The sequence below is a fragment of the Streptomyces montanus genome, from assembly GCF_005786655.1.
Classification (GTDB): domain Bacteria; phylum Actinomycetota; class Actinomycetes; order Streptomycetales; family Streptomycetaceae; genus Streptomyces; species Streptomyces sporangiiformans.
This window is the reverse complement of record NZ_VBZC01000032.1, coordinates 56,585-75,958: the sequence shown is the minus strand read 5'-3', so window position 1 is coordinate 75,958 and position 19,374 is coordinate 56,585. Positions and strand designations below refer to the sequence as shown.

Sequence of the window (19,374 nt, the reverse complement as noted above, 5' to 3'; positions counted from 1 at the left end):
CCACAGTCACCCGCCCCCGTACGACATAGCGAAGGACGATCGTGCTCATTGCCGGGTTCCCCGCCGGCGCCTGGGAGACCAACTGTTATCTGGTCGCCCCCGCCGCGGGTGAGGAGTGCGTGATCATCGACCCGGGCCATCGGGCCGCCCCGGGCGTCGAGGAAGCGCTCAAGAAGCATCGGCTCAAGCCCGTCGCGGTCATCCTCACCCACGGCCACCTCGACCATGTGGCGTCCGTCGTCCCCGTGTGCGGAGCGCACGACGTGCCGGCGTGGATCCACCCCGAGGACCGGTACATGATGAGCGACCCCGAGAAGGCGCTCGGCCGTTCCATCGGAATGCCGCTGATCGGTGAGCTGACGGTGGGGGAGCCGGATGACGTCAAGGAGCTGACCGACGGCGCGAAGCTGCAGCTCGCGGGCCTGGAGCTGTCCGTCGCGCACGCGCCCGGCCATACCAAGGGGTCGGTGACCTTCCAGATGCCCGAGAGCGCGGACATCCCGTCTGTGTTCTTCTCCGGGGATCTGCTCTTCCCCGGCTCCATCGGACGCACCGACCTGCCCGGCGGTGACATGGACGAGATGCTCGCGTCGCTGGCTCGCGTATGCCTGCCGCTCGACGACTCGACCGTGGTCCTGCCCGGCCACCTTCAGCAGACCACCATCGGCCAGGAGCGCGCCACCAACCCGTATCTGCGGCAGGTGGCGGCAGTCCGCCAAGGACACGGCGCGGACGAGAGCTCCGCTCCGCGACGAGGAATGTGACGAGACTTCCGTGAGCACCTTCAAGGCCCCCAAGGGCACGTACGACCTGATTCCGCCGGACAGCGCGAAGTACCTCGCCGTGCGCGAGGCGATCGCCGCGCCGCTGCGGAACTCCGGCTACGGCTACATCGAGACGCCCGGGTTCGAGAGCGTCGAACTGTTCGCACGCGGGGTCGGTGAGTCCACCGACATCGTGACCAAGGAGATGTACGCCTTCGAGACCAAGGGCGGCGACAAGCTGGCGCTGCGCCCCGAAGGCACCGCGTCCGTCCTGCGCGCGGCGCTGGAGGCCAACCTCCACAAGGCGGGCAACCTCCCCGTCAAGCTGTGGTACTCGGGCTCGTACTACCGCTACGAGCGCCCCCAGAAGGGTCGCTACCGCCACTTCTCGCAGGTCGGTGCGGAAGCGATCGGCGCCGAGGACCCCGCCCTGGATGCCGAGTTGATCATCCTGGCGGACCGGGCGTACCGCTCGCTGGGCCTGCGCGACTTCCGCATCCTGCTCAACTCGCTGGGCGACAAGGAGTGCCGTCCGGTGTACCGGGCCGCGCTGCAGGACTTCCTGCGCGGGCTCGAACTGGACGAGGACACGCTGCGCCGCGCCGAGATCAACCCTCTTCGGGTACTCGACGACAAGCGCGACGACGTGCAGAAGCAGCTCGTGGGGGCGCCGCTGCTGCGTGACTATCTGTGCGACGCGTGCAAGGCGTACCACGAGGAGGTGCGTGAGCTGATCACGGCCGCGGGGGTCTCCTTCGAGGACGATCCGAAGCTCGTGCGCGGGCTGGACTACTACACGCGGACCACCTTCGAGTTCGTCCACGACGGGCTCGGTTCGCAGTCCGCGGTGGGCGGTGGCGGACGCTACGACGGTCTCTCCGAGATGATCGGCGGTCCCGCCCTGCCGTCCGTCGGCTGGGCGTTGGGCGTCGACCGTACGGTGCTCGCCCTGGAGGCGGAGGGCGTCGAGCTCCAACTGCCCGCGTCCACCAGCGTGTTCGCGGTGCCGCTCGGTGAGGAGGCCCGGCGGGTGCTCTTCGGGGTCGTTACCGAGCTGCGCAAGGTCGGGGTCGCGGCGGACTTCTCGTTCGGCGGGAAGGGACTCAAGGGCGCGATGAAGAGCGCCAACCGGAGTGGGGCGCGGTATGCGATCGTCGCGGGCGAGCGTGACCTCTCCGAGGGGGTTGTCCAGCTCAAGGACATGGAGTCCGGGGAGCAGGTGGCCGTCCGCGTGAACGAGATCGTGGCGGAACTGGAGGCGAGGGTGGGCTGAGGCCGGGTTTCCTCGCCCCCGCCGCCCCTACCCGTCCCATCCTTCTGGGGCTCCGCCCCAGACCCCGTATCGGCCTTGCGGCCTCGTCCTCAAACGCCGGACGGGCTGAATTCAGCCCCTCCGGCGGTTGAGGAGCGGGGTCTGGGGCGGGAGCCCCAGGGCGGCGGGGGCGAATCCCCTCAGTCCAGCAGACCGAACCGCATCGCGCTGGTCACCGCCGCCGTTCGGTCGTCGACCCCCAACTTCCCGAAGACCCGGAGCAGATGGGTCTTCACCGTGGACTCGCCGATGAACAACCGCCGCCCGATCTCCGCGTTGGTGCACCCCTCGGCCACCAGCCGCAGCACAGCGGTCTCCCGCGAGGACAACCGTGGCCGCTCCGGCTTCGTACGGAGCTGGTCGACGAGGCGCGCGGCCACGGAGGGCGCGAGTACGGTCTCGCCCCGCGCGGCGGCCCGCACGGCGTCGGCGAGTTCACCGCGCGGGAGATCCTTGAGCAGATACCCCGCCGCCCCCGCCTCCACGGCGCGCAGGATGTCCCGGTCCGTCTCGTACGTGGTGAGCACGATGACCCGGCACTCCAGCCCCGCCGCGGTCATCCGCACGATCGCGTCGACGCCGTCGCCACCCGGCATCCGCAGATCCATCAGCACGATGTCGGGCCGGAGTTCGGCGGCGAGCGCCTCCGCCTGCGGTCCACTGGACGCGTCGGCGACGACATCGAGGTCGGGCTCGGCGCTGAGCATGGCGCGCAGGCCTTCGCGTACGACGGGATGGTCGTCGGCGAGGAGGATACGGATCACGGGGCGCTCCTTTTCCCTGGCTCCGGCGACAGCTCCGGTGAGAGCTCGGGTGGTACGGGCAGCCGTACGGTGACCGTCGTGCCGCCGCCGGGCGCGCTGCGCACCAGGGCCGTCCCGCCCACCTCGGCGGCCCGGGCACGCAGTCCCGCCAGACCGTAGCCGTCGCAGGGCGCGGCCGGATCGAAGCCGTGGCCGTCGTCCCGTACGGACACGGTGAGCATGTCGTCGGTGTAGGCGAGCGCGATACTGACCGTGGCCGAACTCCCGGCGTGCTTACGGGCGTTGGTCAGCGCTTCCTGGCAGGAGCGCAGGGCGACCACTTCCGGACCGGCGGGCAGCGCCCGTACGGGGCCGATGACGTCCAGGCCGGCGTCGTGGCGCGCGGCGAGCCGGCGCAGCGCGTCGGGCAGCGAGGCGCCGTCGAGATCGGCGGGCGCGCCCCCGGTGACCAGGGCGCGCGCCTCGGCGAGGTTCTGCCGTGCCGTCTCGTCCATCAGGTTCAGATGGCGGCGGGCCTTCGCCACATCGCGCTGATCGAGCTCGGCCTCCACCGCCTGCGTCAGCATCAGCAGGCTGGTGAAGCCCTGCGCCAGCGTGTCGTGGATCTCCCGGGAGAGCCGCTCCCGCTCGGCGAGCGCGCCGTGCGCGGCCGAGAGGCGTGAGATCTCGTGGCGGCTGGCCTCCAGCTCGGCTATCAACTGGCCCCGCTCCTTGCTCTGTTCGATGATCCGGATGACCCAGGTGCCGACGGCGATCGAGAAGACGAGGGTGACCACGGCGAAGAGGAAGTTGGACAGGGCCACTTGGCCGCTGGGCCACCGCAGCAGCGCCCAGCCCACCACCGGGACGAGGTTGATGACGGTCACCGCGATCATCGCCCAGCGCATGCGCAGCGCCTCGAAGCACTGCGGAACGAGCGCGAACGTCAGCATGCGGCTCTCGCCGACGAGGACGGCCGCGGGCAGGAACAGGGCCATCGCCCCCGCGATGTAGCCGAGCGCCCGGTGTTCGTCGGGCTCCTCGCTCATCAGCAGGGGGCGCCCGACCAGCAAGTACCAGGGGATCAGGGGGAAGAGCAGCCCGGCGGCGACGACACGGACGGGCCACCCCGGGAAGTCGGCGCCGAGCGCGCACACCAGGGTGGCCACCCACACGATGGAGAAGTACCAGTCCCATATCCGGAACGAGCCCTCCCAGATGTTCGACGTGCGGGCCCCGAGCGGGACGTTCATCCCTCGCGCCGGTTCTTCCACCGGAAGGTCATGAGACACAGGAGCAATCCTGCGACGCACCAGGCGGCGAGGACCAGGGCCACGCGCCCGAACTCCCACTCGCCCGCCTGCTCCAGGACACGCGACGACTCCGGCAGGAAGACTCCGCGAAGCCCCTGGCACATCCACTTCAGCGGGAACAACGCGCTGATGGTGAGCATCCAGTCCGGAATGGAGTCCACGGGGATGTACACGCCGGAGATGAACTGGAGGACCAGGAACGGGAGGACGACCACGGATGTCGCGCTCTTGGCGGACTTCGGGACCGAGCTGATCGCGATGCCGAGCAGGGCGCACGCCGTGAGACCGAGCACGAAGATCCAGCCGAGGTCGAACCACTTCCCGGTGTCCGAGGGCAGATCCACGTCGTACAGCGTCGTGCCGACGGCTAGCAGGATCGCCGTCTCCAGGAATCCGGTGACCAGAACGAGCCAGATCTTGCCGAGGAAGTACGCGGCCGGCGGCATCGGCGTCCCGCGCAGCCGGCGCAGCACCTTCTCGTCCCGCTCGATGGCGATGGAGATGCCGAGGGACTGGAAGCTGGTCGACATGAGGCCTGCGGCCATCATCGCGGGGACGTAGAGCTGCGAGGCGGTGATGCCCGCGCCCTCCACGTCGTCGCTGAAGATCGACGCGAAGAGGAAGAGGAAGACGACCGGGAAGGCGAAGGTGAACATCACCTGGTCGCGCTGGCGGAAGAACTGCTTGATCTCGATGGCGCCGCGCTGGAGTCCGAGTCCCCAGGCGCCGGGGAGCCGTTCGCCGGTGCGCTCGCCGCGGGTGCGTACGGTCGTCGTGGTCATCGTGCGTTCTCCTGTCCGGTCAGCCGCAGATAGACGTCCTCCAAGGTGGGGCGGCTCACGCGCAGCCCCGGGATCTCCCCGTCGAACCGGTGCGTCAGCTCGGCGACCGTGCGCGTGGGCGTCTTCGTGTGCTCGCTGCGCGGGGTGCCGTCGGGTTCCGTCCACTCGACGGTGGACTCGCTGCCGTGGCGTTCGCGCAGCGCCGCCGGTTCGCCCTCGGCGACCACGTGTCCGTGGGCGACGACCGCCAGCCGGTGCGCGAGCGCCTCGGCCTCCTCCAGGTAGTGCGTGGTCAGCAGGATGGTCGTGCCCTCGTCCGCCAGCTTGCGGATCAGGTCCCAGAACTGCCGCCGGGCCGCCGGGTCGAAGCCGGTCGTCGGCTCGTCCAGCAGCAGCAGTTCCGGTCCGCCGATCACCCCGAGGGCCACGTCCAGCCGCCTTCGCTGGCCGCCCGAGAGCGCCTTGATCCGGCTGCCCGCCTTCTCCTGGAGGCCGACCAGACCGATGACCTCCTCCGGGTCACGCGGCCTTCGGTAATATCGGGAGAAATGCCGCACAGTCTCCTGCACCGTCAACTCGGCGGGCGCGGATTCGTCCTGCCAGACGATGCCGACTCGCGAGCGCCACGCGCGCGTGGCCGTCTCCGGGTCCGCGCCGAGCACGGAGACCTCGCCCGCGTCCCGGGACCGGTTGCCCTGGAGGATCTCCACCGTGGTCGTCTTGCCCGCGCCGTTCGGTCCGAGCAGGCCGAAGACCTCGCCCTGCCGGATACCGAGATCTATGCCGTCAACGGCGGTCACGTCCCCGTACTGCTTGCGCAGCCCGCGTACGTTCACCGCGAGGTCCTTCGCGTGTGCTGTCATGTCGGAAGCGTCCCGCCGAAGCGAACGTTCCGGGACGACCATGCGTACGTCCTTATGTCCATCGAACGGTGGATACGCGCGCGCGTGCGGCACAATGATCGGGCCCGCTGGCCCTCTCAAGCTACGGAAACGGCGTGATGAGCAAGACGACAGTCAGGGAAGGCGTGACCATCGACCAGGCAAGTGCCGATGCCCCGCGGACGGTGGGCGGCAGTCGGGCGTTCGCCCTCCTGCTGGTGATCACGGGCGCGGCCGGGCTGCTGGCCGCCTGGGTCATCACGATCGACAAGTTCAAGCTGCTGGAGGACCCGGACTTCACGCCGGGCTGCAGCCTGAACCCGGTGGTGTCCTGCGGCAACATCATGAAGAGCGACCAGGCCTCGGCCTTCGGATTCCCCAACCCGATGCTGGGTCTCGTCACGTACGCCATCGTGATCGGCGTCGGTGTGAGCCTGCTCGGCCGGGCGACCTTCCCGCGCTGGTACTGGCTGACCTTCAACGCGGGCACCCTCTTCGGAGTGGGCTTCTGCACCTGGCTCATGTACCAGTCGCTGTACAACATCAACTCGCTCTGCCTGTGGTGCTGCCTCGCCTGGGTCGCGACGATCGTCATGTTCTGGGCCGTGACCTCGTTCAACGTCCGTCACGGGTTCCTGCCCGCGCCGGGCTGGGTGAAGGGCTTCTTCGGCGAGTTCGCCTGGGTGCTGCCCGTGCTGCACATCGGGATCATCGGCATGCTGATCCTGACCCGCTGGTGGGACTTCTGGACCAGCTGACCGCTCCGCGGAGCGTTGTCAGTGGCGTACTGCACTTTCTTGGGGCACCCCACACCCCCGGTAGGGTTTTCCCCGTGGAGCCCGACCTGTTCACCGCCGCAGCAGAAGAACGCCAGGAGAAGGACCCGTCCAGCAGCCCCCTGGCCGTACGGATGCGCCCGCGCACCCTGGACGAAGTCGTGGGCCAGCAGCACCTGCTGAAGCCCGGTTCGCCCCTGCGCCGGCTCGTCGGTGAAGGTGACCGGACAGGCGGCGGGCAGAGTCCGGCCGGCCCGTCCTCCGTGATCCTCTGGGGCCCGCCCGGCACCGGCAAGACCACGCTCGCCTACGTCGTCTCCAAGGCCACCAACAAGCGCTTCGTGGAGCTCTCCGCGATCACCGCGGGCGTCAAGGAAGTCCGTGCCGTCATCGACGGTGCCCGCCGCGCCACCGGAGGCTTCGGCAAGGAGACCGTCCTCTTCCTGGACGAGATCCACCGCTTCAGCAAGGCCCAGCAGGACTCCCTGCTCCCGGCCGTCGAGAACCGCTGGGTGACGCTGATCGCCGCGACCACCGAGAACCCGTACTTCTCGGTGATCTCGCCCCTCCTCTCCCGCTCCCTGCTCCTCACCCTCGAACCGCTCACCGACGACGACGTGCGCGGCCTCCTCAAGCGCGCGCTGGCCGACGAGCGTGGCCTCAAGGGAGCCGTCGCCCTCCCCGAGGACACCGAGGAGCACCTGCTGCGGATCGCCGGCGGTGACGCCCGCCGTGCCCTGACCGCCCTGGAGGCCGCGGCCGGCTCCGCGCTCGACAAGGGAGAGACGGACGTGACCCTCCAGACCCTGGAGGAGACCGTCGACCGCGCCGCCGTGAAGTACGACCGCGACGGCGACCAGCACTACGACGTGGCGAGCGCGCTGATCAAGTCCATCCGCGGCTCGGACGTGGACGCCGCGCTGCACTACCTGGCCCGGATGATCGAGGCCGGCGAGGACCCCCGCTTCATCGCCCGCCGCCTGATGATCTCCGCCAGCGAGGACATCGGCCTCGCCGACCCGAACGCCCTGCCCATAGCCGTCGCCGCCGCCCAGGCGGTCGCGATGATCGGCTTCCCCGAGGCCGCGCTCACCCTCAGCCACGCCACCATCGCCCTCGCTCTCGCACCCAAGTCCAACGCCGCGACGACCGCGATCGGCGCCGCCATGGAGGACGTACGAAAGGGCCACGCGGGCCCCGTGCCGCCCCACCTGCGCGACGGGCACTACAAGGGCGCGGCCAAGCTCGGTCACGCGCAGGGGTACGTGTACCCGCACGACCTGCCCGAGGGGATCGCCGCCCAGCAGTACGCCCCGGACGCGCTCAAGGACCGCGAGTACTACACACCCACCCGGCACGGTGCCGAGGCGCGCTACGCGGACGCGGTGGAGTGGACCAGGAAGCACCTCGGTCGGGGGCGCTCCTGACCACCCCTGACCACCCTGTAAGATGACTGCAAGCGCTGCGTCCCGTGTCCGGCCCCGGTCGGCACCACCAGAACGGGACATCCAGCCGGAACCCCCTCGCCGCACGGCAGGAGGATCCAGGAGCGTCGCGCACCGTCGAACGGTGTCGCGGGCAGCCCACCACCATCCGGTCTCCGGAAGCGGTCGGTGGGCCACTCGCGTGCTGCACGTATGTGCCCAGACCAGGGAGCGGCTGCCCGCCCCGTCCATGCGGACTTCCGCAGGCGGACGAAGTGGGTTTCCCAGGCTGCGGATGCGACCTCCCCTAACCCTGGTGAAGCCGTATTCACATCAGAAACACGAGGTGTTTGGTTCATGCCGAACCAGTCCCGCCCCAAGGTCAAGAAGTCGCGTGCCCTCGGCATCGCGCTGACCCCGAAGGCCGTCAAGTACTTCGAGGCCCGTCCCTACCCGCCGGGTGAGCACGGCCGTGGCCGCAAGCAGAACTCGGACTACAAGGTCCGTCTGCTGGAGAAGCAGCGCCTGCGCGCGCAGTACGACGTGTCCGAGCGCCAGCTCGTCCGCGCCTACGAGCGTGCCGCCAAGACGCAGGGCAAGACCGGTGAGGCCCTGGTCATCGAGCTCGAGCGTCGTCTCGACGCGCTGGTCCTGCGTTCGGGCATCGCTCGCACGATCTACCAGGCCCGCCAGATGGTCGTCCACGGCCACATCGAGGTCAACGGCCACAAGGTCGACAAGCCGTCCTTCCGCGTCAAGCCCGACGACGTCGTGATGGTCCGCGAGCGCAGCCGCGAGAAGCCGCTGTTCCAGGTGTCGCGCGAGGGTGGCTTCGCCCCCGACGGCGAGACCCCGCGCTACCTCCAGGTGAACCTCCGCGCCCTGGCCTTCCGCCTGGACCGCGAGCCGAACCGCAAGGAGATCCCGGTGATCTGCGACGAGCAGCTCGTCGTCGAGTACTACGCCCGCTGATCACCTTCCGGCGGACGTAGCACCACCGCGCAACAGCCCGCCGCTCTCCCCGCCCTCCGGGCGGGCGAGGCGGCGGGCTTTCGCGTCCCCCCGGAAACCCGGCCCGGCGGACCGCAAGGGCACTCCGCTCCGGGGGCCTGACGGGGAGGCAATGGGGAGGCGGTAATGCGGTACGGAGCCGCACCCCCGGCGCGATAGGCTCGGGGGACGACTTTTTCGATGTTCAGGCACGAAGTTCAGGCACGAAAACCAGGGAGCGGGTGCGCAGTGTCCGGTGGAGAGGTGGCCGGGATCCTGGTGGCCGTCTTCTGGGCGATCCTGGTCTCCTTCCTCGCGGTGGCTCTCGCGAGGCTGGCCCAGACGCTCAAGGCGACCACCAAGCTCGTCGCGGACGTGACCGACCAGGCCGTCCCGCTCCTGGCAGACGCCTCCTCGGCAGTGCGCTCCGCACAGACCCAGATCGACCGGGTCGACGCCATCGCGTCGGACGTCCAGGAGGTCACGTCGAACGCGTCGGCGCTCTCCACGACCGTCGCGTCCACCTTCGGCGGCCCGCTGGTGAAGGTCGCGGCATTCGGCTACGGCGTACGCCGGGCCATCGGCGGCCGCCGCGAGGACGTGCCCGCCAAGCAGGCGCGACGTACCGTGATCGTGGGCCGCACCGTCACGTCCGCGCGCCGAAGGAAGCGGAAGAAGGACTGACGCAGCGATGTTCCGCCGAACGTTCTGGTTCACCGCCGGCGCCGCCGCCGGAGTGTGGGCCACCACCAAGGTCAACCGCAAGCTCAAGCAGCTGACGCCCGAGAGCCTCGCGGCCCAGGCCGCCGACAAGGCGGTCGAGGCGGGCCACCGGCTCAAGGACTTCGCGCTCGACGTCCGCGACGGCATGGCCCAGCGCGAAGCCGAACTCGGCGAGGTTCTCGGGCTGAACGACCGCCCGGAGGGCGAACTCCCGGCCCCTCGTCACGTCGTCGCCATCGAGAACAGCAACGACCCGAAGTACAGCAAGAACCCGACGTACGTCGAGGGGTCGACGTACTCGTCCAACCGGAATGAGGACCACTGATGGAGTCGGCTGAGATTCGCCGCCGCTGGCTGAGCTTCTTCGAGGAGCGCGGGCACACCGTCGTCCCTTCGGCGTCGCTCATCGCGGACGACCCGACTCTGCTCCTCGTCCCGGCCGGCATGGTCCCTTTCAAGCCCTACTTCCTGGGTGAGGTCAAGCCGCCGTACTCCCGCGCCACCAGCGTCCAGAAATGCGTCCGTACGCCGGACATCGAAGAGGTCGGCAAGACCACCCGGCACGGCACGTTCTTCCAGATGTGCGGCAACTTCTCCTTCGGCGACTACTTCAAGGAAGGTGCCATCAAATACGCCTGGGAGCTGCTCACCGCGCCCCAGGACAAGGGTGGCTACGGCCTGGAGCCGGAGAAGCTCTGGATCACGGTGTACCTGGAGGACGACGAGGCCGAGCGCATCTGGCGCGACGTCGTCGGTGTCCCCGCCGAGCGCATCCAGCGCCTCGGTAAGAAGGACAACTACTGGTCCATGGGCGTCCCGGGCCCGTGCGGACCGTGTTCCGAGATCAACTACGACCGCGGTCCCGAGTTCGGCGTCGAGGGCGGCCCGGCCGTCAACGACGAGCGGTACGTCGAGATCTGGAACCTCGTCTTCATGCAGTACGAGCGTGGCGAGGGCACCTCGAAGGAGGACTTCGAGATCCTCGGCGACCTCCCGCAGCAGAACATCGACACCGGCCTCGGCATGGAACGCCTCGCCATGATTCTGCAGGGCGTGCAGAACATGTACGAGATCGACACCTCCATGGCCGTCATCAAGAAGGCCACCGAGCTGACCGGTGTCGCCTACGGCGACGCCCACGACTCCGACGTGTCCCTGCGCGTGGTCACCGACCACATGCGGACATCCGTGATGCTCATCGGCGACGGTGTCACGCCGGGCAACGAGGGGCGCGGCTACGTGCTGCGCCGCATCATGCGCCGCGCCATCCGCAACATGCGCCTGCTCGGCGCCACCGGTCCGGTCGTGCAGGACCTCATCGACGTCGTGATCGAGATGATGGGCCAGCAGTACCCGGAGCTCATCACCGACCGGAAGCGCATCGAGACCGTCGCCCTCGCCGAGGAGGCAGCCTTCCTCAAGACGCTGAAGGCCGGCACGAACATCCTCGACACCGCCGTCACCGAGACCAAGGCCACCGGCGGCACAGTCCTGGCCGGCGACAAGGCCTTCCTGCTCCACGACACCTGGGGCTTCCCGATCGACCTCACCCTGGAGATGGCCGCCGAGCAGGGCCTCTCCGTGGACGAGGACGGCTTCCGGCGCCTGATGAAGGAGCAGCGGGAGCGCGCCAAGGCCGACGCCAAGGCCAAGAAGACCGGCCACGCCGACCTGGGCGCCTACCGCGAGATCGCCGACACCTCCGGCGAGACCGACTTCATCGGCTACATCGCCACCGAGGGTGAGTCGCGCGTCGTCGGCATCCTCGTCGACGGTGTCTCGTCGCCCGCCGCCACCGAGGGCGACGAGGTCGAGATCGTCCTCGACCGCACGCCGTTCTACGCCGAGGGCGGTGGCCAGATCGGCGACACCGGTCGCATCAAGGTCGACTCCGGCGCCGTCATCGAGGTCCGCGACTGCCAGAAGCCGGTCCCGGGCGTGTACGTCCACAAGGGCGTCGTCCAGGTCGGCGAGGTGACGGTCGGCGCCTCCGCCCAGGCCGTCATCGACGTACGCCGCCGCAAGGCCATCGCCCGCGCCCACTCGGCCACGCACCTCACGCACCAGGCCCTGCGCGACGCCCTCGGCCCGACGGCTGCCCAGGCCGGCTCCGAGAACCAGCCCGGCCGCTTCCGCTTCGACTTCGGCTCCCCGTCCGCCGTGCCCACGACCGTGATGACGGACGTCGAGCAGAAGATCAACGAGGTGCTCGCCCGCGACCTGGACGTGCACGCCGAGATCCTGAGCATCGACGAGGCCAAGAAGCAGGGCGCCATCGCCGAGTTCGGCGAGAAGTACGGCGAGCGCGTGCGCGTCGTGACCATCGGCGACTTCTCCAAGGAGCTGTGCGGCGGCACGCACGTGCACAACACCGCCCAGCTGGGTCTGGTGAAGCTCCTCGGTGAATCGTCGATCGGCTCCGGCGTACGCCGTATCGAGGCCCTGGTCGGCGTCGACGCCTACAACTTCCTCGCCCGCGAGCACACGGTCGTCGCCCAGCTCCAGGAGCTGGTCAAGGGACGTCCGGAGGAGCTGCCGGAGAAGATCTCCGCCATGCTCGGCAAGCTGAAGGACGCCGAGAAGGAGATCGAGAAGTTCCGCGCGGAGAAGGTCCTCCAGGCCGCCGCCGGTCTTGCCCAGGGCGCCAAGGACGTCCACGGTGTGGCTCTCGTCACCGGCCAGGTGCCGGACGGCACGACCGCCGACGACCTGCGCAGGCTGGTCCTCGACGTGCGCGGCCGCATCCCGGGCGACCGGGCCGCCGTGGTCGCCCTGTTCACCACGGTGAACGGCAAGCCGCTGACGGTCATCGCCACCAACGAGGCCGCCCGCACGCGGGGCCTCAAGGCCGGTGACCTGGTCCGTACGGCCGCCAAGACCCTCGGCGGCGGCGGTGGCGGCAAGCCGGACGTCGCCCAGGGCGGCGGCCAGAACCCGGCCGCCATCGGCGAGGCCGCCGACGCCGTCGAGCGCCTTGTGGCCGAGACGGCCAAGTGAGCGGAGACGAACGCGTCATGCGCCGCGGCCGCCGACTCGCCATCGATGTCGGGGACGCCCGTATCGGGGTCGCCTCGTGCGACCCCGACGGGATCCTCGCCACTCCGGTGGAGACCGTGCCGGGCCGCGATGTCCCGGCCGCCCAGCGGCGGTTGAAGCAGTTGGTCGAGGAGTACGAACCGATCGAGGTCGTCGTCGGGCTCCCTCGTTCCCTCAAGGGAGGCGAGGGCCCGGCCGCGGTCAAGGTCCGCGCTTTCGCCCAGGATCTCGCCCGGGGGATCGCCCCCGTTCCCGTGCGGCTCGTGGATGAGAGAATGACCACGGTGACGGCCAGTCAGGGCCTGCGTGCCTCGGGCGTGAAGTCCAAAAAAGGAAGATCTGTTATCGATCAGGCAGCCGCTGTGGTTATCCTCCAGCAAGCACTGGAATCCGAACGGGTGTCAGGTAAAGCACCGGGCGAGGGCGTCGAAATGGTCATCTGATCGCGATACGGTAACGTTCCGCGCGATGCGGCGGCGTTCGAACAGCCAGCGCACAGCAAAGAGGCAGACGGAAGCCGAGCCACCGTGCCCCCCGCGACCGCTGCCTCGCGGCTTCTAGGGGATCGATGACTGAGTATGGCCGGGGCCAAGGCTCCGAACCGTGGCATCCCGAGGACCCGTTGTACGGGGACGGCGGATGGGGAGGCCAGGAGGCCCACGCGGCCCAGTCCCCCTACGGCGGCCAGCCGCAGCACTATCCGCAGCAGCCGCAGCAACAGCAGTCGCAGTACGGAGACTGGGGCACCGGACAGCAGGCCGGCTACGACCAGGGGCAGCAGCACTATGCCCAGGGACAGCAGCAGTACGGCGGCCCGGATCCGAACCAGTACCCCCAACAAGGCGGCCAGCAGTACAACGGCGGCTGGGACACCGGGCAGCACAACCATGTCCCGTACGGCGCCGATCAGGGCGATTCGTACGGAGGCCGGCAAGGCGGGTACGGCGGTCAGCAGTCCGACTACTACGGGACTCCCGAACCGTATCCGCCCCAGGGGCCGCCTGGCCCGCAGGGACCGCCTGGGCCGCCGGGACCGCCGAGCCGGCGCCGTCCCGAACCCGAGCCTGAGACCGACTGGGACCCTGGTCCCGACCAGGGTGAGCACGCCTTCTTCTCGGGCGGCGACGACGATGACGACGACTCGGACGACGACTCAGGCCGTCGACGCGGCAAGGGCAAGAGCAAGGGCGGCAAGAAGCGCCGCAGCGGCTGTGCGTGCCTGGTCATGACCCTGGTCCTGGCCGGTGGCCTCGGCGGAGCCGGCTATTTCGGCTACCAGTTCTACCAAAGCCGTTTCGGTGACGCACCGGACTATGCGGGCGACGGCACGGGCGAGACGGTGACCGTCGACATCCCCAAGGGCGCCGGCGGCTATGCCATAGGGCAGGCTCTGAAGAGCAAGGGCGTCGTGAAGAGCGTCGACGCCTTTGTGGCCGCGCAGGCGGCGAATCCCAACGGGGACAAGATCCAGCCGGGCGTCTATACGCTCAACAAGGAGATGTCCGCCGCAAGCGCAGTCGAACTGATGCTCAGCCCCAAGAGCCGCAACAACCTGATCATTGCCGAGGGTTGGCGCAATGCCGACGTGTATAAGCGGATCGACGAACGCCTTGAGCTCAAGGCCGGTACCACAAAGGGCATCGCGAAGAAGGAATGGTCGAAGCTCGGCCTTCCGGACTGGGCGAACACCGACGACGACATAAAGGACCCGCTGGAAGGATTCCTCTACCCCTCCAGCTATCCCGTCTCCAAGGGCATGAAGCCCCAGGCCGTCCTGAAGGAAATGGTCGCGCAGGCCACGCAGGAGTACGACAAGCTCGGTCTGAAGTCGAAGGCCGACGCGCTGAAGCTGAAGGACCCGCTGCAGGTCGTCACGGTGGCGAGCCTCGTCCAGGCCGAGGGCAAGTACAAACACGACTTCGAAAAGGTCGCGAGGGTGGTCTACAACCGCCTGAAGCTGAACAACACCGAGACCTACGGTCTGCTCGACTTCGACTCGACGGTGAACTACCTGCGGGGCGAGTCCAAGCTCGCCACGGGTTCGGTCGACCAACTGCGGCAGATCGACGATCCGTACAACACATACAAGATCAAGGGCCTGCCGCCCGGACCGATCGCCAACCCCGGTGAAGAGGCCATAGAGGCCGCGCTCAATCCGGCCAAGGGTAACTGGTACTACTTCGTCTCCATCAACGAGGACAAGACGCTCTTCGCCGAGACGAACGAAGAGCAGAACCGCAACCGTGAGAAGTACGAGAAGTACCTGGAAGAACAGAAGGGATAATGGGCGGTACCGAAAGCACACGCCGAGCGGCCGTTCTGGGTTCCCCGATCACCCATTCCCTCTCTCCGGTGCTGCATCGAGCCGCATACGAGGAACTGGGTCTGCACGACTGGTCGTACGACCGTTTCGAGATCGACGAGGAAACGCTGCCCGGATTCCTCGGGCAGCTGGGTCCCGAATGGGCGGGTCTCTCGCTGACGATGCCGTTGAAGCGCGCGGTGATCCCGCTGCTCGACGAGATCAGCGCGACGGCCGCCTCGGTCGAGGCGGTCAACACGGTGGTGTTCACCGAGGACGGACGACGTGTCGGCGACAACACCGACATCCCCGGTATGGTCGCCGCCCTGCGGGAGCGCGGGCTCGAGCAGGTCGAGTCGGCGGCCATCCTCGGCGCGGGCGCCACGGCCTCGTCCGCGCTGGCCGCCGTTTCGCGGATCTGCACGGGCGAGATCGTCGCGTACGTCCGCAGCGAGGCGCGCGCCGCCGAGATGCGGCAGTGGGGGGAGCGCCTGGAGACCGAGGTGCGCATCGAGGACTGGGCCGATGCCGAGCGAGCCCTGCACGCGCCGCTCGTGGTCGCCACGACACCGGCGGGCACCACCGACGACCTCGCCTCCGCGGTCCCCGAGCGGCCGGCCACGCTCTTCGACGTCCTGTACGACCCCTGGCCGACCGCACTCGCGGCCCGCTGGTCGGCATACGGCGGAGCCGTCGTCAGCGGACTCGACCTGCTCGTGCACCAGGCGGTGCTCCAGGTCGAGCAGATGACGGGCCGGACACCCGCCCCGCTGGACGTCATGCGAAACGCGGCGGAAAAGGCGCTCGCGGGCCGCTAGGATCCAAAATCGGTTCCGCAGGGGGCGGAATCCGGGGGGAGTCCGGTCCATGGGTGTGCCACAGGCGTCGGGAAAGTCGGAGATCTTCGAGGTCGTGTTGCGGTTCATGCCCGACTGGGTGCAGTTCACTGTGCTCGGTCTGGTGCTGCTCGCCGTCCTCGTGTCCTGGGGCGTCAAGCTGAAGCGCAAGCTCGCGTATCGGCGGGCGGTGCGCGAGGGGCGGCCCATGCACGCGGCGGCCCAGTACGGGCAGGGACGCGGGGCCGACTATCTCGGTTCGTACGCTCCCCAGACCCGTCAGGACGGCACCACGCCCTGACCGGGGCGTCGTCCCGTCTGATGGACCTGCGGCCGGTTCCGAGGGGCGGACGTGGGAGGATCGACAGTGGCGGGCCAGGGCCGCGCACCTGGTCACGTCGTCGCCGTACGCGAGGACGCGTGTACGCGAAGGCAGTGCGCAGAGGCAGTACGCAGTACTCAGGGCGCGATTATCGAGGAGCATCGTTGAGCAGGTTGCGCTGGCTGACCGCGGGGGAGTCCCACGGACCCGCACTTGTCGCGACGCTGGAGGGCCTTCCCGCCGGCGTGCCGATCACCACGGAGATGGTGGGGGATCACCTGGCCAGGCGGCGTCTGGGCTATGGGCGCGGCGCGCGGATGAAGTTCGAGCGCGACGAGGTCACCTTCCTGGGCGGGGTCCGGCACGGGCTGACCCTCGGTTCGCCGGTCGCGGTCATGGTGGGGAACACCGAGTGGCCCAAGTGGGAGCAGGTGATGGCGGCCGACCCGGTGGACCCGGAGATCCTCGCCGACCTGGCCCGCAACGCGCCGCTGACTCGCCCGCGGCCCGGCCACGCGGACCTGGCGGGAATGCAGAAGTACGGTTTCGACGAGGCCCGGCCGATTCTGGAGCGGGCGAGTGCGCGGGAGACCGCGGCCCGTGTCGCGCTCGGTGCGGTGGCCCGTTCGTATCTGAAGGAGACGGCCGGGATCGAGGTCGTCTCGCATGTGGTGGAGCTGGCGGCGGCGAAGGCCCCGTACGGCGTCTACCCGAAGCCGGCGGACGTGGAGAGGCTGGACGCCGATCCGGTGCGGTGCCTGGACGCGGACGCGTCGAAGGCGATGGTCGCGGAGATCGACCAGGCGCACAAGGACGGCGACACCCTCGGTGGTGTGGTCGAGGTGCTGGCGTACGGGGTGCCGGTGGGACTGGGCTCGCACGTGCACTGGGACCGCAGGCTGGATGCCCGGCTGGCGGCCGCGCTGATGGGTATCCAGGCGATCAAGGGCGTCGAGGTCGGCGACGGCTTCGACCTGGCGCGGGTGCCGGGCTCGAAGGCGCATGACGAGATCGTGCAGACCGACGAGGGCGTCAGGCGGGCTTCGGGCCGCTCGGGCGGCACCGAGGGCGGACTGACCACCGGAGAGCTCCTGCGGGTGCGCGCCGCGATGAAGCCGATCGCGACCGTGCCACGGGCGCTGGCCACCATCGACGTGGCGACCGGTGAGGCGGCCAAGGCGCACCACCAGCGCTCGGACGTGTGCGCGGTGCCGGCCGCGGGCATCGTCGCCGAGGCCATGGTGGCGCTCGTCCTCGCGGACGCGGTGGCGGAGAAGTTCGGCGGCGACAGCGTGGCCGAGACGCGGCGCAACGTCGCCTCGTACCTCGAGAATCTGGTGATCCGGTGAGCGCTGGGCCTGTGGTCGTGCTCGTCGGCCCGATGGGGGTCGGCAAGTCCACGGTGGGCGCGTTGGTCGCGGAGCGGCTCGGCTGTGGCTACCGGGACACCGACCAGGACATCGTGGCCGAGCAGGGCCGCACCATCGCGGACATCTTCCTCGACGAGGGCGAGCCCGTCTTCCGGGCGATCGAGAAGCGCGCGGTGCACCGGGCGCTCGTGGGGCACGACGGCGTACTGGCGCTGGGCGGCGGCGCGATCCTCGACGCCGACACCCGGGAGCTGCTGGCCGGACTCCCGGTCGTGTACCTGTCGATGGACGTCGAGGAGGCGGTCAAGCGCACCGGCCTGAACGCGGCCAGGCCGCTGCTCGCCGTCAACCCGCGGCGCCAGTGGCGCGAGCTGATGGAGGCGCGCCGGCACCTGTATGTGGAAGTCGCCCGTGCGGCCGTCGCCACCGACGGCCACACCCCGGAAGAGGTCGCCCAGGCGGTCCTCGACGCCTTGGAGTTGAAGCAGGCATGAGCGAGCACGACCAGACGGTGACCCGGATCCAGGTCGGCGGCACCGCGGGCACCGAGCCGTACGAGGTGCTGGTCGGGCGTCAACTCCTCGGCGAGCTGGGCGCGTTGATCGGCCCACGGGCGAAACGGGTCGCGGTGGTGCACCCGGAGGCGCTGGCCGAGACCGGTGAGGCGCTGAGGGCCGACCTGGCCGGTCAAGGTTTCGATGCCGTGGCCATCCAGGTGCCCAACGCGGAGGAGGCCAAGACCGCCGAGGTCGCCGCGTACTGCTGGAAGGCGCTGGGGCAGTCCGGCTTCACCCGGACCGACGTGATCGTCGGGGTGGGCGGTGGGGCGACCACCGACCTGGCCGGGTTCGTGGCCGCGAGCTGGCTGCGCGGCGTGCGCTGGATCGCCGTGCCCACGACCGTGCTGGCCATGGTGGACGCGGCGGTCGGCGGCAAGACCGGCATCAATACCGCCGAAGGCAAGAACCTGGTCGGGGCCTTCCACCCGCCCGCCGGCGTGCTGTGCGACCTGGCGGCGCTGGACTCGCTGCCGGTCCATGACTTCGTGTCCGGGCTCGCGGAGATCATCAAGGCCGGGTTCATCGCGGATCCGCGGATCCTGGAGTTGATCGAGGCCGATCCGGAGGGGGCCCGTACCCCGGCCGGTCCGCACACCGCGGAGCTGATCGAGCGGTCCATCCAGGTCAAGGCCCAGGTCGTCTCCTCCGACCTGAAGGAGTCCGGGCTGCGGGAGATCCTCAACTACGGGCACACGCTGGGCCACGCCATCGAGAAGAACGAGCGCTACCAGTGGCGGCACGGCGCCGCCGTCGCGGTCGGCATGCACTTCGCCGCCGAACTGGGCCGTCTGGCAGGCCGGTTGGACGACGCGACCGCCGACCGGCACCGCACCATCCTCGAGTCCGTCGGCCTTCCGCTGCACTACCGCTACGACCAGTGGCCCAAGCTGCTGGAGACCATGAAGGTCGACAAGAAGTCCCGAGGCGACTTGCTGCGCTTCATCGTCCTCGACGGCCTGGCCAAGCCCACCGTCCTGGAGGGCCCGGACCCGGCCGTGCTCCTCGCCGCCTACGGCGAAGTGGGCGAATAACACCCCAGGACACCGCTTCACCTGATGTGCCTTGTGCCCAGGGGCACTTCGCACCGCCCCCGGCCGTTCACCAAACGGCGGCCGGGGGCGGTACCGTTCGGTGGGGAGCGGGGCAGGTGCCCCGCTGCCAGCGCCAATTGCCTGCGGCGAGCGAGCCGGAGGGGCGCGCTCGACACAGGCTCTGGCGCCCCGGAGGCGAACGAGCTCAA

General features: G+C 69.5%; 19 protein-coding genes. 15 read left to right on the top strand and 4 right to left on the bottom strand.

The features are described 5' to 3' along the window. Window positions 1–41 precede the first annotated feature (41 nt). Together FE633_RS27025 and hisS are read left to right on the top strand one after the other, a co-directional pair. Window positions 42–764 (top strand): MBL fold metallo-hydrolase, encoded by a 723-nt coding sequence (locus FE633_RS27025; RefSeq protein ID WP_138047800.1) that lies wholly within the window; start codon window positions 42–44, stop codon window positions 762–764. Window positions 765–774: 10 nt separating this feature from the next. After that, complete coding sequence (gene hisS, locus FE633_RS27020; RefSeq protein ID WP_138047799.1) at window positions 775–2,037, top strand: histidine--tRNA ligase; 1,263 nt, start codon at window positions 775–777, stop codon at window positions 2,035–2,037. A gap of 179 nt (window positions 2,038–2,216) precedes the next feature. Here hisS and FE633_RS27015 read toward each other — a convergent pair whose 3' ends face one another. Genes FE633_RS27015 through FE633_RS27000 form a run of 4 tightly spaced genes read right to left on the bottom strand, consistent with a single transcriptional unit; the run spans window position 2,217 to window position 5,777 of the window. After that, complete coding sequence (locus FE633_RS27015; protein ID WP_138047798.1) at window positions 2,217–2,840, bottom strand: response regulator; 624 nt, start codon at window positions 2,838–2,840, stop codon at window positions 2,217–2,219. Beyond that, on the bottom strand, window positions 2,837–4,072 hold the full coding sequence (locus tag FE633_RS27010; RefSeq protein ID WP_138047797.1) for a sensor histidine kinase: 1,236 nt from the start codon (window positions 4,070–4,072) through the stop codon (window positions 2,837–2,839). Before FE633_RS27010 ends, FE633_RS27015 begins: the two co-directional genes overlap by 4 nt. Beyond that, window positions 4,069–4,914 (bottom strand): ABC transporter permease, encoded by an 846-nt coding sequence (locus tag FE633_RS27005; protein WP_138047796.1) that lies wholly within the window; start codon window positions 4,912–4,914, stop codon window positions 4,069–4,071. Before FE633_RS27005 ends, FE633_RS27010 begins: the two co-directional genes overlap by 4 nt. Next, a complete protein-coding gene (locus tag FE633_RS27000) occupies window positions 4,911–5,777 on the bottom strand; it encodes an ABC transporter ATP-binding protein (protein WP_138047795.1) in 867 nt (288 codons plus the stop codon). The genes FE633_RS27005 and FE633_RS27000 overlap by 4 nt, the downstream gene beginning before the upstream one ends. Window positions 5,778–5,914: 137 nt before the next feature. Between FE633_RS27000 and FE633_RS26995 the strand changes: the two genes are divergently transcribed. The 13 genes from FE633_RS26995 (at window position 5,915) to aroB (ending at window position 19,165) form a co-directional block, all read left to right on the top strand. Then, window positions 5,915–6,553 (top strand): vitamin K epoxide reductase family protein, encoded by a 639-nt coding sequence (locus tag FE633_RS26995; RefSeq protein ID WP_138047794.1) that lies wholly within the window; start codon window positions 5,915–5,917, stop codon window positions 6,551–6,553. Window positions 6,554–6,627: 74 nt separating this feature from the next. Next, window positions 6,628–7,998, top strand: a complete 1,371-nt coding sequence (locus FE633_RS26990) for a replication-associated recombination protein A (protein ID WP_138047793.1) — start codon at window positions 6,628–6,630, stop codon at window positions 7,996–7,998. A 354-nt stretch (window positions 7,999–8,352) separates the two neighbouring features. Further along, window positions 8,353–8,967, top strand: coding sequence for a 30S ribosomal protein S4 (rpsD, locus tag FE633_RS26985; protein ID WP_119105234.1), 615 nt, complete (start codon window positions 8,353–8,355; stop codon window positions 8,965–8,967). 267 nt (window positions 8,968–9,234) lie between these two features. Then, the gene (locus FE633_RS26980; RefSeq protein WP_240436978.1) at window positions 9,235–9,669 is read left to right on the top strand and encodes a DUF948 domain-containing protein; all 435 of its coding nucleotides are present in this window, start codon (window positions 9,235–9,237) and stop codon (window positions 9,667–9,669) included. Window positions 9,670–9,676: 7 nt separating this feature from the next. Next, entirely contained in the window at window positions 9,677–10,033 is a 357-nt protein-coding gene (locus FE633_RS26975) for a DUF6167 family protein (protein WP_138047792.1), read from the top strand. After that, the gene (gene alaS / locus FE633_RS26970; protein ID WP_138047791.1) at window positions 10,033–12,705 is read left to right on the top strand and encodes an alanine--tRNA ligase; all 2,673 of its coding nucleotides are present in this window, start codon (window positions 10,033–10,035) and stop codon (window positions 12,703–12,705) included. The genes FE633_RS26975 and alaS overlap by 1 nt, the downstream gene beginning before the upstream one ends. Window positions 12,706–12,722: 17 nt before the next feature. Then, entirely contained in the window at window positions 12,723–13,187 is a 465-nt protein-coding gene (ruvX, locus tag FE633_RS26965; protein WP_119105230.1) for a Holliday junction resolvase RuvX, read from the top strand. A gap of 125 nt (window positions 13,188–13,312) precedes the next feature. Continuing rightward, entirely contained in the window at window positions 13,313–15,028 is a 1,716-nt protein-coding gene (gene mltG / locus FE633_RS26955; RefSeq protein ID WP_138047790.1) for an endolytic transglycosylase MltG, read from the top strand. Next, window positions 15,028–15,864, top strand: coding sequence for a shikimate dehydrogenase (locus FE633_RS26950; protein WP_138047789.1), 837 nt, complete (start codon window positions 15,028–15,030; stop codon window positions 15,862–15,864). The genes mltG and FE633_RS26950 overlap by 1 nt, the downstream gene beginning before the upstream one ends. Window positions 15,865–15,913: 49 nt before the next feature. Beyond that, window positions 15,914–16,183: a hypothetical protein gene (locus tag FE633_RS26945; RefSeq protein ID WP_138047788.1), complete on the top strand. Its 270-nt coding sequence runs from the start codon at window positions 15,914–15,916 to the stop codon at window positions 16,181–16,183. Between the two features lie 185 nt (window positions 16,184–16,368). Continuing rightward, on the top strand, window positions 16,369–17,553 hold the full coding sequence (aroC, locus tag FE633_RS26940; RefSeq protein ID WP_119105226.1) for a chorismate synthase: 1,185 nt from the start codon (window positions 16,369–16,371) through the stop codon (window positions 17,551–17,553). After that, window positions 17,550–18,068 (top strand): shikimate kinase, encoded by a 519-nt coding sequence (locus FE633_RS26935; protein WP_138047787.1) that lies wholly within the window; start codon window positions 17,550–17,552, stop codon window positions 18,066–18,068. The genes aroC and FE633_RS26935 overlap by 4 nt, the downstream gene beginning before the upstream one ends. Beyond that, entirely contained in the window at window positions 18,065–19,165 is a 1,101-nt protein-coding gene (aroB, locus tag FE633_RS26930) for a 3-dehydroquinate synthase (protein WP_138047786.1), read from the top strand. Before FE633_RS26935 ends, aroB begins: the two co-directional genes overlap by 4 nt. The last annotated feature ends 209 nt before the right edge of the window (window positions 19,166–19,374 follow it).

What these genes read in the sequence shown, in the direction of transcription:
- FE633_RS27010 (WP_138047797.1), bottom strand. Translation starts at nt 4,072, where the DNA reads ATGAACGTCCCGCTCGGGGCCCGCACGTCGAACATCTGGGAGGGCTCG.
- FE633_RS27005 (WP_138047796.1), bottom strand. Translation starts at nt 4,914, where the DNA reads ATGACCACGACGACCGTACGCACCCGCGGCGAGCGCACCGGCGAACGG.
- FE633_RS27000 (WP_138047795.1), bottom strand. Translation starts at nt 5,777, where the DNA reads ATGACAGCACACGCGAAGGACCTCGCGGTGAACGTACGCGGGCTGCGC.
- FE633_RS26995 (WP_138047794.1), top strand. Translation starts at nt 5,915, where the DNA reads ATGAGCAAGACGACAGTCAGGGAAGGCGTGACCATCGACCAGGCAAGT.
- rpsD (WP_119105234.1), top strand. Translation starts at nt 8,353, where the DNA reads ATGCCGAACCAGTCCCGCCCCAAGGTCAAGAAGTCGCGTGCCCTCGGC.
- FE633_RS26975 (WP_138047792.1), top strand. Translation starts at nt 9,677, where the DNA reads ATGTTCCGCCGAACGTTCTGGTTCACCGCCGGCGCCGCCGCCGGAGTG.
- alaS (WP_138047791.1), top strand. Translation starts at nt 10,033, where the DNA reads ATGGAGTCGGCTGAGATTCGCCGCCGCTGGCTGAGCTTCTTCGAGGAG.
- ruvX (WP_119105230.1), top strand. Translation starts at nt 12,723, where the DNA reads ATGCGCCGCGGCCGCCGACTCGCCATCGATGTCGGGGACGCCCGTATC.
- mltG (WP_138047790.1), top strand. Translation starts at nt 13,313, where the DNA reads ATGACTGAGTATGGCCGGGGCCAAGGCTCCGAACCGTGGCATCCCGAG.
- FE633_RS26950 (WP_138047789.1), top strand. Translation starts at nt 15,028, where the DNA reads ATGGGCGGTACCGAAAGCACACGCCGAGCGGCCGTTCTGGGTTCCCCG.
- FE633_RS26945 (WP_138047788.1), top strand. Translation starts at nt 15,914, where the DNA reads ATGGGTGTGCCACAGGCGTCGGGAAAGTCGGAGATCTTCGAGGTCGTG.
- aroB (WP_138047786.1), top strand. Translation starts at nt 18,065, where the DNA reads ATGAGCGAGCACGACCAGACGGTGACCCGGATCCAGGTCGGCGGCACC.